The sequence below is a fragment of the Geobacillus sp. LYN3 genome, from assembly GCF_003064505.1.
Classification (GTDB): Bacteria; Bacillota; Bacilli; order Bacillales; family Anoxybacillaceae; genus Parageobacillus_B; species Parageobacillus_B toebii.
Genome location: NZ_QCWL01000001.1, coordinates 305,280 through 317,487, shown reverse-complemented (window position 1 = coordinate 317,487; position 12,208 = coordinate 305,280). Strand labels below are relative to the sequence as shown.

8 protein-coding genes are annotated in these 12,208 nt (G+C 44.3%); 6 read left to right on the top strand and 2 right to left on the bottom strand.

Annotated elements, in window-relative coordinates; genetic code table 11:
* Positions 1–224 precede the first annotated feature (224 nt).
* The 3 genes from brnQ to DCC82_RS01550 all read left to right on the top strand — a co-directional run bounded on the left by brnQ (position 225) and on the right by DCC82_RS01550 (position 4,486).
* Positions 225–1,535, top strand: a complete 1,311-nt coding sequence (gene brnQ, locus DCC82_RS01565; protein WP_097353924.1) for a branched-chain amino acid transport system II carrier protein — start codon at positions 225–227, stop codon at positions 1,533–1,535.
* A gap of 271 nt (positions 1,536–1,806) precedes the next feature.
* Positions 1,807–3,231 carry an N-acetylmuramoyl-L-alanine amidase gene (locus DCC82_RS01555; protein WP_187252142.1) on the top strand — a complete coding sequence of 475 codons (1,425 nt, stop codon included), beginning with the start codon at positions 1,807–1,809 and terminating at the stop codon, positions 3,229–3,231.
* Between the two features lie 652 nt (positions 3,232–3,883).
* Positions 3,884–4,486, top strand: coding sequence for a hypothetical protein (locus DCC82_RS01550; protein ID WP_233252901.1), 603 nt, complete (start codon positions 3,884–3,886; stop codon positions 4,484–4,486).
* A gap of 151 nt (positions 4,487–4,637) precedes the next feature.
* Here DCC82_RS01550 and DCC82_RS01545 read toward each other — a convergent pair whose 3' ends face one another.
* Positions 4,638–5,228 (bottom strand): PIN domain-containing protein, encoded by a 591-nt coding sequence (locus tag DCC82_RS01545; RefSeq protein WP_015865219.1) that lies wholly within the window; start codon positions 5,226–5,228, stop codon positions 4,638–4,640.
* Positions 5,212–5,874: a helix-turn-helix domain-containing protein gene (locus tag DCC82_RS01540; RefSeq protein WP_097353922.1), complete on the bottom strand. Its 663-nt coding sequence runs from the start codon at positions 5,872–5,874 to the stop codon at positions 5,212–5,214. The genes DCC82_RS01545 and DCC82_RS01540 overlap by 17 nt, the downstream gene beginning before the upstream one ends.
* Positions 5,875–6,214: 340 nt before the next feature.
* Here DCC82_RS01540 and DCC82_RS01535 point away from each other — a divergent pair, with 340 nt between their 5' ends.
* The 3 genes from DCC82_RS01535 to DCC82_RS01525 all read left to right on the top strand — a co-directional run bounded on the left by DCC82_RS01535 (position 6,215) and on the right by DCC82_RS01525 (position 12,131).
* Entirely contained in the window at positions 6,215–7,564 is a 1,350-nt protein-coding gene (locus tag DCC82_RS01535; RefSeq protein WP_015865217.1) for a UDP-glucose dehydrogenase family protein, read from the top strand.
* 167 nt (positions 7,565–7,731) lie between these two features.
* Positions 7,732–10,803 (top strand): efflux RND transporter permease subunit, encoded by a 3,072-nt coding sequence (locus tag DCC82_RS01530; protein ID WP_097353921.1) that lies wholly within the window; start codon positions 7,732–7,734, stop codon positions 10,801–10,803.
* A gap of 344 nt (positions 10,804–11,147) precedes the next feature.
* Positions 11,148–12,131, top strand: a complete 984-nt coding sequence (locus tag DCC82_RS01525; RefSeq protein WP_097353920.1) for an MTP-1 family protein — start codon at positions 11,148–11,150, stop codon at positions 12,129–12,131.
* The last annotated feature ends 77 nt before the right edge of the window (positions 12,132–12,208 follow it).

The window sequence follows — 12,208 nt, the reverse complement described above, 5'->3', positions numbered from 1 at the left end:
TTTTACCAACTGTGGATAATTTGAAAATCCCTATTTTGACGAAAAACTTTGAAATATACTCTTCATAGCTGCAGCTCTATTGCTTTGGTTGACGAAATAGCGAAAAAAATGTAATATTAAAAAAGTTTCAATTATACAAAGATAATAAATTTTGATGTAAACTGAGATAAAATAATTGTATTTTTAAAAAAATTACAAAGACCATATGTGGGAGGGCATCTTAGATGAAGAAAAAAGACATTTTCTTTACGGGGTTAATGCTTTTTGCCTTATTTTTCGGGGCAGGGAACTTAATTTTTCCGCCGTATCTTGGCATGGAAGCAGGGAAAGCGGTTTGGCCGGCGATTATCGGGTTTGTCGTTACAGGGGTGAGTTTGCCTATTTTGTCTGTTGCCGCTATTGCGCTAGCCAAAGATGGGATTCAATCGATTGGAAATTATGTTCATCCTCTGTTTAGTTTATGCTTTTCGCTTATCATTTATTTAGCGATCGGTCCGTTTTTCGGCATTCCGCGGGGAGCGGGTGTCACTTATGAAATGGGAGTAAAACCGTTTCTCAGCGGGAATAGCGGCGCGTTCTCGCTGCTTTTATTTACCATTATCTTTTTTGTGATCGTTTATTGGTTAAGCTTAAATCCGTCGAAGCTGGTTGATCGCATCGGGGAAATATTGACGCCGATTTTGCTTCTTTCGATTGCCGTTCTTTGCATCGCAGGGATCATTCAGCTGCAAAACCCGCTGCAAGAACCGGCGGAAAAATATGCTTCCGCTCCGTTTTTTAAAGGATTTATGGAAGGATATTTAACGATGGATGCGATCGCGGCGCTTGCGTTTGGGATTGTCGTGGTGAACGCTTTAAAAGATAGAGGCGTGCATCAGCAATCGGCAATGATAAAAGCCACTATTCAAGCAGGGTTGATCGCTGGAGTGGGTTTGGCGTTAGTTTATATAGCGACTGCGTTGGTTGGGGCAAAAATGGCTGTAAACGGTCCATTTGCCAATGGCGGGGATTTATTGTCCAGTGCGGCCGCGCTTTTATTTGGAAGCGGCGGAAAGCTTTTGCTTGGCGTCATTGTCGCTTTGGCGTGTTTAACGACTTGCATCGGGTTAACCTCGGCATGCGCGCAATATTTTCATAAAATAACTCCAAACATATCGTATAAAACTTATGTGACGATCATTACGATGTTTAGTTTAGTCGTTTCTAATTTAGGATTAAATCAACTGATTTCGATTTCCGCTCCGGCGTTAACGATGATTTATCCATTAGCCATTGTGCTTGTGGTCATGTCGTTTTTCCATCGCTTGTATAAAGGTTCTACGAAAACGTATGGAATGGCTTTGTTGTTTACCTCGGTGTTCAGCGTATATGATGGCTTGAAGGCGTTTGGTGTGGATACGCAATGGTTAGAGCCGTTATTATCTTGGTCCCCATTTTTCTCGATGGGATTAGGTTGGGTGGTTCCTGCCATCATCGGGGCAATCATCGGCTTTGTGATGGACAACATCGTCTTGAAGCAGCATCGGACAGCGTAAAAGCTGGAGAATTGGGAACGGCAGCTTTGCTTCGGCATGGCGCTTGCCGTTCCCGTGTTGTTATAAGGAAAAGAAAGCCGATCACGGCAGACATGATGGCCTGTTTTATTAAAAGCGAAGAAGCGGAATGCGGTAATATCGTGGGAAAAGACAGTTCGATTTTAATTTTTTCTTTATTAACGGAAAGGAAAATCAATCCTCCCTTCGAAATATATAGTAAGCGAAGTGGTATTTGGTAAGAAGGGAGAATAATAGATTGAATAGGCTGCGGATGAGATCGTTAGTGTTTCTTATATGCATGACAGTGATTCTCGCCGCGCTGCCGACGTCTCAGGCGATGGCGGCAAAACAAACGGCAGTGGTGACGGCGAAGCAGGTAAATGTGCGGCAAGGGCCGGGAACGCTTTATCACGTTGTGATGAAGGTCGATCAAGGGGAAACGTATCGAGTCGTTCGTGAAAAGGCAGGCTGGGTGCAGTTAGAAATAAAGCAAAATCAGACCGGATGGGTCGCCCAACAATACATCGCCTATGTCCGCAAACAGGCGATGGCAACAGAGGATAGACTGCGAGTACGGACCGTCCCGAGCTTGAACGGCAAGGTCGTTGGCTATCTTTCTCAAGGACAAGCCGTTGAGGTGATAGAGAAGGAAAACGATTGGGAGAAAGTGGTGACTCCTTCGTTTATTGGCTGGGTTTCTTCCACTTATCTTGCTTCGAATGATGATAAGAAAACATCGATGAGGCAAACAGGATGGGTAACGGCGGATTCATTGAACGTAAGGGCAAGACCGTCGCTGCAGGCAGAACGTGTGGAAAAAGTTACATACGGCCAACAAGTGCAAATTATGTTCAAACAAGGACAATGGTATCAAATTGCCACAGAGAATGGAAAGATTGGCTGGGTGTCCAGTGAGTATATTGCCGCTGTTTCTCCAACGGCTTCGCAATGGGTGAAGGTATTGTATAATGATGTGAATATTCGTTCGGCTCCTTCGCTGGATGGAAACATAAAAACAACAGCGCAGTATGGAGAACGTTATCGGGTGCTAGGGAAGATTGGCAATTGGTATGAAATTGAGATTCCAGGATGGGGCATTGGTTATATTGCCGGCTGGCTCGTTTCCGCTGGTGCGGATGGCAAATCGGAGTCCAAAACCTTAAAAGGAAAAACGATTGTGATCGATGCTGGACATGGCGGAAAAGACAGCGGGGCCATTAGCCATACCGGGATGATGGAAAAAACGCTGACATTGCGGACAGCGCAGCTTCTCAAAGGAAAGCTGGAAGCACAAGGGGCAAACGTGGTGATGACGCGTTCGAGCGACCGGTATGTTTCGTTGTCGGAGCGCGTGCAAACGGCGTATCGCTATCACGCCGATGCGTTTATTAGTATTCATTATGATAGTGCGAAGGATCAAAATGCCAAAGGAGCAACGGTATATTACTATGATATGTTTTCCGACTATTTGCTTGCATTGTCGCTGGAACATCCGTTTTCCCGCATGATGTCGATTCCGTTTCGCGGGGCGAGTTTCGGAGATTATTACGTGATTCGCGAAAACGAGCTCCCGTCCGTGCTAGTAGAATTAGGATATTTGAGCAATCCGACGGAAGCGAGCATCATTGCGACAGATCGTTACCAGCAGGAAGTGACAAGCGCGATTGCCAATGGTCTTCGCAATTATTTTGAATAATGAACGAAAAGGCAGGGTGTGGGAGTATCCTGTCTTTTTCTATCTTTAGAAGCAAAGAGACAACATTTCTCACTGGCCTTACGGAAGAGGAAGTGCGAAAGTGGATGAAATAGTACCGGTGTAGCGCATTGTTTCTTTTCGAGTTTTGCCAAAGAGAAGGAGAGCTTGCCACAGTCAGAAGTGGACGGCTCTCCTTTTTCATAGAGCAATCTGTACGAAGCAATTCAATTATAGCGCATATGTTCGTTATTTTTTATCACAAGGCGATTCATCTCCCGCTTTCATTGGACTACACCCTGCCCGTTTAGAAGCGAGAGTCTTCTCGCCTATTTAAGATAAAAAATGAAATTAAAACAAATTTCGAAAAAATTAGACATATTTTGTTGCAATATGGTAAAGTAAAATAGGCTGGAGACTGTTTCATCTCATTGATGCGTTTTACAAACAAAAGGGAGAGCGTCATTACTCTCCCTTACCACCTTTTCTCGGTATGGCACCACGCACCGCTAGGTCTAGGGCGCAGTGAGTGGAAACCACGAAATAATAAATAACGTGTCGCTAGGTCTAGGGCGCGACAAGTTATTTATTAATATATCCTTCCTTATAAATACATTATGTATGAACGATTACGTTTTGTAAAGAGGGAATGGATATGGAACAACCATTTAGCGTTCTGGATATGATGGTATTCTTTGACGAAAGCGGAAACAATCAGGTTAAGCCGCATCTAATGGCTGGTTTAGCAATTCCGACTAAATACTATAACAACGAAAATATTCAACAACTGAATGAAAAAATCAAGGCCACAAAAATCCATTGGACAGAATATAGTGGTGACAGTAAAGAAAGAAATACCATTTGGAGAATAATTAATACCGTTATGGAACACCATTACTTGCTGAAAATGAATGTAATTTCTTATAATCAATCAAAAATTGAGGAATCTTCCAGAAAAATAAAACATGTAATAGACGATATAGCGGATCAAACGATTTTTATGAAGTTTCCAGAACGAATTGTTTACGGTTTATTAAGAAGATATGGTGCTTATGTACACATAAATACGAAAATATATATTGAGGATAACACTAAGTATCATAACAAAAAATATGACCTCAGAACTCAGCTGTTTCAACAACTTAACATTCAATCCATCTATCGCGGCGAACGTTTCACCGTTACCGAATGTTTTTTAGGTCAATGTCTGAAATCGTTACTGCAGAATGTAAATACTCCAAACTATTCAACTAGATAATTTGTTAGAAGGCAATACAATTTCATCATATAGACAAGACCGTTCTTCGCTGACACATCCTCCCGTCTGTGCGACTCTTGTTTCGTCTCGAGGATCGATCAAGTCTTTGCTCCATCCCTGTTCGTAAATCTCCTATAAAGCCCAATACGTGTTATGGATTAGACAAATGATTGTAAAAATCACTTGGATGAATGCGCTTGATTGGTCCGATTTGAGCCGGAAATCGTCGATGGTTGGTCGTGAGTATGTAGTTACACTCTTCTTGAATTGCCGTTATCCAGACGTGAAAATCCTCCTGGTCAAAACGATAAAGTGGTTCAGACATTTCTTGCGAAGAAACAATTTGTTTTGCTGTTTCGTGATCGCAGCCACTTAACTCGACCAATACTTCTCCAATGGGTCGATTCTCTCTTATGACGGTTTCGACACTATATCGGCCAACCAAACTATTAACGGGCAGATTCGTATAGTATTGAAAAATCGGATCCAAAAATTCGTTTAAAAACGCTTCGATTTCTTGTTGGTTATACACAACCCTCTTGTCCCCTTTTCCAAGTCCTTGAGAAGCATTTCGAATAAATTCAAATAAACATACCCTTGATACGATTGGTTGAAATAAATGAGGGAAGCGAGCCGCTTTAAGAATTTTTCGGTTCACCCCGTCGACTCGCAAGGCACCACATAGAATCGTTGTATCGATAAATACTTTAGGAGGACGCGGGGCATCATAGATCAAATTCATCTACATCCCCCGCTTTCTGATTCTTTATATCAATTCGTTTAAGTACTTCTTCCGTTCGTTTATCTTGTTCTGATGTCGTAATGAAGATCTCTTGTGGAATTCTCCAATGACCTCCATCGGTTTTATAGGCTCCTGGAAATTTTCCTTTTTCACACATTCGTCGAATGGTTTGATCGCTTAGCCCTAATTTTTTGGCTACTTCAGTTGTGGTGTAATAAGCCGTGGCGACTTGCTTGGATAGGAGAGGTGCTGAAGAGGAAGATAGTCGGTACTTTTTAGGTTTTCGTTTGTGATGTTCGGCTAATAAGGAAGCCAACAGTTTTTTTCGAACCGCAAGCGGATTATCTTCCGCCATTTGACTCAATTGTTCGATATAGTCCACCAAATACTCGTAAGCTTTCTCTTTCTCTTGATGTGCGTAGGCCTCCCTCATTTTCTTTTCGATTCGGCGGAGTTGGGAAAGACGATCTGTGTTTGGTACAGACAAAGGAATCGTTGAAAAAATAGGGGAGGTTATACCGAGTTGCTGCAAGGATTTTTCAATCGTGACCTTGAATACAGATTTGGCTTTTTCGACATTGATTTGCGAAAGAATTTGCACGCTATCCCACAGGTTTTCTTGTTCTTGATCAATCAATCGTGTCACTTTCAACCACCTCTTCTTGAAATTATTTTATCATTCGAACCAAACAAAATCAACAAATCAAACAAAATCAACAAAAACCAATGAATTTCGTCATAAATAGGTAAATCGAATAAACCTTTAGAACACTCACATGGAATTCCATATGATGGATCTGCGCCCGCATACACAATCATGGAAAATGCAAAAAAGGTTCATTATCAGTTATAATAACTTCATATATGAATGAGAATATCATGGACGAATGCGAGTGTTTGGCAGAAATGATGTTTGATTATCTATGATTTCTCCTATCATGAAGCTTGTTTAGGAGCAGAGTAAACAATCAAAGGTGTGATGAAATATGGATATTGCCGTAGCGGGTGTAGGATATGTCGGACTAGTCACGGCCGCGTGTTTGGCGGAAAAGGGACATAAGGTGGCGTGCGTGGATGTCGATGTGGAAAAAGTGGCATTGCTTCAGCGAGGGAAATCTCCGATCTATGAACCTGGGTTGGAGGAGTTAATAAGAAAAAATCGCGAGCGGTTGTTGTTTACGGCTGACTATGCGGCGGCGTGCCGGCGGGCAGATGTGATCATCATCGCTGTTGGCACCCCGGAAGAGCCGGATGGATCCGTGAATTTGCAATATGTATGGGAAGCGGCAAAGCAGATTGCGCAGACGGTGGAAAAAGACTGTGTAGTGGCGGTGAAATCTACCGTTCCCGTTGGGACAAGCGATCAAGTGGAACGTTGGATATATGAACACCGGAAGCACCCCGTTCATATTGAGGTTGTGGCGAATCCCGAGTTTTTATCACAAGGGACAGCAATCAAGGATACGCTGCATGCGTCAAGAATTGTGCTAGGGGTAGAATCGCCGCATGCGGAGAAGGTCATGAAAGAAGTGTATGACCCGTTTTATCTTCCTTATGTCGTGACAGATCGAAAAAGTGCGGAAATGGTGAAATACGCATCCAATGTTTTTCTCGCCTTGAAAATATCCTATATTAATGAAATTGCGAATTTATGCGAAATGGTTGGCGCCAATATCGAAGACGTGGCGGAAGGAATGGGAATGGATCCGCGGATCGGGAGCCGTTTTTTGCGCGCCGGCATCGGTTATGGCGGGTCGTGTTTTCCGAAAGACACGAAAGCGCTGCGTTGGCTTGCCGATGGTTGCGATTATGAACTGAAAACGGTGCAAGCCGCAATGGAAGTGAATGAAAGTCAAAAAGTGAAATTGATCGAAAAGGCAAGAACGTACGTGAGCCATTTTCGCGGGCTGGAGGTGGCGGTGTTAGGTCTTACGTTTAAGCCGGGAACGGACGATATAAGGGAGGCCCCTTCCCTTGCTAATATCGCGGTATTATTGGAAGAAGGCGCAAATGTAAGGGTGTGGGACCCTGTTGGGATGGAAAACGCAAAGCGCGTATTTCCAAAGGAAATCACCTATTGTTCGACGATCGAAGAGGCGGTTGCGAACGCCGATATTTGTTTTATTTTTACGGAGTGGCCGGAAATCCGGCAATTTGACGTCCGTCAATATGCGAATTTAATGAAAACGCCGCTTGTGTTGGATGGGCGGAATTGTTACAGTCTAGCCAGTGCGCGCGAGGCAGGAATCATTTACGAATCGATCGGCCGAAAACGGGTGTGTCCAGCGGAAGACCACTACCGTCTGCGTGAACACGAGGATGTGTTAAATCGCTAGGCAAACAGGTTGTACCGTTATTGATCGCTTGTCATCGATGGACAAGCGTCTAGCGGGGCATAGTGCATATTCCCCATTCGCCGCCATGGATGAGGACGGCGCGAATGGGAGTGGTGGATGCGGCTTATAGAAGAAAACTTTTTTGTTTACATAAGAGGGGGAAGACGATGAAAATCAGCGACTTTTCGATACGAAGACCGGTTTTTACGCTCGTTTCGATGATTTTAGTGTTGATTTTAGGAGCGGTATCACTGTTCAATATCCCGATGAAGCTGATCCCGGATATTAATCCGCCAGTCGGGGTGGTCGTGACGAGCTATCCGGGGGCGGGACCGAAAGAAGTGCTTGAGAAAGTCACGAAGCCGCTGGAGGCGAATTTGTCGACATTGCCTGGGCTAAAGTCGATCACATCGACATCGCAGGAAGGTTCTAATTTGATTTTGCTGGAGTTTTCGTGGTCGACATCGATTGATGATGTGCAAAACGATGTATTGCAGCGGATCGATCAGACGGCGCTTCCGGATGATGTCAACAAGCCGCGGTTTTTGAAGTTTGACCCGTCACAGTTCCCGATTATTCAGCTAACATTAACATCGAAGAAAGGGAACGAGGAACTTTTAAAACAATTAGCGGATCAGCTGCGAGCAGAGCTGACGAAGGTAGAAGGGGTCGCCAGTGTGAATGTTTCCGGCACGTTGACGAAAAACGTGCGGGTGCTGTTGGACCAGGAGAAATTAAAAACGTATAAGCTGAGCCAGCAAGATATTGCCAACTTTATCTCCGCCAACGATATTTCGCTTCCAGGCGAGACGGTCGTGATCGATGATAAGCAGTTAACGACCCGGATTATCAGCACGATCGACTCCGTTGATACGTTAAAACAGCTCGTTGTCACGGTGAATCCGCTCAACGGCGAAAAAGTTCGTTTGCAAGATATCGCCGATATTGCGATTGTGCCGGAAAAAGAAGATACGATTACGCGCACGAACGAGAAGCCTTCTGTATTATTAAGCGTGCTGCAAAAAGCGGATGCCAATACAGCAGAAGTGTCGAAAGCGTTCCAAAAACGCTTGAACGAATTGTTGGATACGAAAAAATTTTCGGCGGTTCATGCGGATGTTTTGTTTGACCAAGGCGATTTTATTCAGCGGACGATTCAGAACATTTTTCAATCGCTCGTTCTTGGCGGAGTATTCGCGATGCTGGTGCTGTTTTTATTCTTGCGCAGTGCAAAAAGCCCGCTTATTATCGGCATCGCGATTCCGTATTCGGTCATCGTGACGTTTGTGTTAATGTATTTTGCTGATTTTACGTTAAACATGATGACGCTTGGCGGTCTTGCGCTCGGTATCGGAATGCTCGTCGATAACTCGATTGTCGTGATCGAAAATATTTACCGCCATTTATCAATGGGGAAAGATCCGAAACAAGCGGCAAGAGACGGGGTAAAAGAAGTCGGCGCTGCGATCACTGCGTCCACGTTGACAACGGTGGCCGTGTTTATACCAGTCGTTTTCATTACGGGATTAATCGGCGATTTGTTTACCGAATTTGCGTTAACGATTTCGTTTAGCTTGCTTGCGTCGTTGTTCGTGGCATTGACGGTCGTGCCGATGCTGGCGAGCCGCTGGTTAAAACCGCCTCGCGAAAACATCGAGGAAAAACGCCAGTCTTCGCGCATGCTTGTCGGTCTGGACAAGATGGTGAGATGGTCGCTGCGCCATCGGATCATTGTGTTGGTGATTGCGATCGGTACGTTAGCTTTCGGGTTATTTGGCGTGACGAAAGTCGGCATGCAGTTTTTGCCGAATACGGATGAAGGCTTTTTCTCCATCCGCGTGAACCTTGCCAACGGCAGCGCCCTCCGCGAAACGGAAAAGGTTGTTTCTGCCATTGAAGACGAGTTGAAAAAAGTAAAAGAAATTGATGCGTATGTCAGCTTAATCGGCTCGACGCAGGAGCAGGCGTTCCGCGGTACATCGCAAAGCAATGTTGCTGAGATATATGTGAAAATGAAAGACTTGGACGAGCGAGACCGTTCCGTATTTGACGTTGTCGATGACATAAAGAACGATATGGAACAGGCAGCGAAAAAAGCGAATCAAACGGCGGAAGTATCGATCAACTTGCAATCGACTGCAGGAAGTACGCCGAATACGCTTGTGTTCAGCGTGAAAGATACGAATGAAGCGCGGCTGGAAAAAGCGGTGGAAAAAATATACGACCGCTTAAGCAAACTCGATGAAGTGAACGAACTGACGACCGATATTTCGGAAACGGTCGACGAAATTCAAATCAAAGTCGATCGCGAAAAAGCGCTCGCGCAAGGGTTTACTCCAGCGCAAGTGGCGACGATGGTCAACGATATGACACGCGGTGTGACGGCGACACGCATGCTTGATAAAGAGTCGAATTTGTACAATGTTAACGTCGAATACGACGAATCGGTGAAAAACTCGGTCGACAATTTGAAAAAACTGCTGATCAAAAAGCAAGACGGCACATTTATTCCGCTTGGCGACATCGCGGATATTACGATCGGGAAAAGCCCGGTTCAAATTCATCGCATCGACGAGCAATACGCCGTTCAGTTTACATTAAAATACAAAAACACGACGAATTTAGGGGAGATGTCCGCGATTGTCGATAAAGAAATCGCGAAATTGCATCTTCCGGAAGAGACGGAAATCGTCTTTGGCGGCGACCGCGAATTGTTAGAATCGGCGTTGGGTGATTTGCTGCTTGCCTTTGCCTTAGCGGTTACGTTTGTGTACCTTGTCATGGCGGCGCAATTTGAATCGTTGAAATATCCGTTTGTCATTATGTTCACCGTGCCGCTGATGGCCATCGGTGTCGCGCTTGGCTTAATGGCAACGAAAACGCCAGTTAGCGTTATGGCGATTATCGGCGTCATCGTACTTGCGGGTATCGTCGTCAACAACGCGATCGTGATTGTTGATTACATTAATCAAATGAAAGAAAAAGGTTTGGCGAGCTACGATGCGATTGTCACATCGGTGAAATTGCGCGTCCGTCCGATTTTGATGACGGCCTTGACAACGATTTTAGGGTTGCTGCCGCTGGCGTTTGGCATTGGCGAAGGAGCGGAAATGAACCAGCCATTGGCCATCACCGTCATCGGCGGCTTAATTAGCAGCACCTTTTTGACATTGTTCGTCATCCCTGTCGTATACAGTTTGTTTGATAAGGAAACGAGAAAAATGAAGCATAGCGGTTAAAGAAAACGATCTCCCAGCCTCGATTGGGAGGTCGTTTTTTATGGAAACGTACAAAGGAATTTCATATTATATGAAGAAAGAATTGTAATACATTTCCGTTTTGCACTCCGCAAAGTGCTACTTGCTTAGAAAAAGCGGAGATATTACTATATATTTTTGGATCGTTTGTTCAAAAGAAAATATGGCATGATGCGGTTTTTTCGCTAGCACCTTACTTGATTCTTGATGCCAACTTGTTAATATATCTAATAAACATAAACATCTTCATGCACCAGACTTTGCAACTGACTTAGCATCCAGATGAAGCATTATATAGATTTGGGAGGAGTTTTAGGAGGAGTTTTATGTTATCGAAGAAGGCCAATGTCAAAACTTGCGAGATGCTATTAAAAGAGTTTGAGCAAGGGCCGAAGCCGTTTAGTCCGGAGAAGTTGGTTTTTACAGGAGTGGGAGAACGGGATGTATATAATATCTCGGCACCGTTTGAAGACGAGGGAGAATTTGTTATCGCTGGTCGAGTAGAGCCAAGAGATAGTGAGCATTCGGAAGTGTATTTCTTTGTGAACCGTGGAGAAGAATGGGTGCCAAAGGAAGGAGCGCCAGTATTCACGCTCCAAGACCCGTTTGTTTCGAGAATTCGCGGGGAATTGATCTTCGGTGGAGTACAAACTTTTCCACATCCATCCATAGAAGGCACCTTAGGCTGGAGAACGATTTTTTACAAAGGGAAGAATATCTCTAGTTTAAAAGAATTTGCAAAAGGCCCAGATGGGATGAAAGATATTCGATTGATTGAGTTAAAAGATGGATCAGTTGGTGTGTTTACACGTCCGCAAGGGGAAAAAGGCGGACGAGGGAAAATAGGTTTTACACGAATCGATTCATTAGATGAGTTGACAGTGGAGATCATGGAAGAGGCTCCTCTTTTGGATAATCAGTTCGTAGATGACGAATGGGGAGGAGTCAATGAACTTCACTTGCTTTCGAATGGACTTGTTGGTGTTCTTGGGCATATTGCTCGTTTCGGTGAAGATGGCAAACGCCACTATTATCCGATGGTATTTGTGTTGAATCCGGATACAATGGAGCTTTCCGATATCGAATTAATTGCGACAAGATCGCATTTTTTGGAAGGTCCTGCGAAACGCCCAGACCTCGTTGATGTGGTATTTAGCGGCGGGTTAATTCGGAAGGAGGATGGCACTGCAGATTTTTACGCGGGAATTAGCGACGCGGAAGCACAAAAAATTACTGTCATCGATCCATTTGTGAAATACGAAAGACTAGGAGATGGCCGTGAACATTTTGCCAAAACTAGGTTCGCCTAGTTTTGGCATTTTTTTATACAAATTTGTATCAGTAAATTTAGAAATTTTATATGTTTTTGCGATAGAAAGCGAGCGCT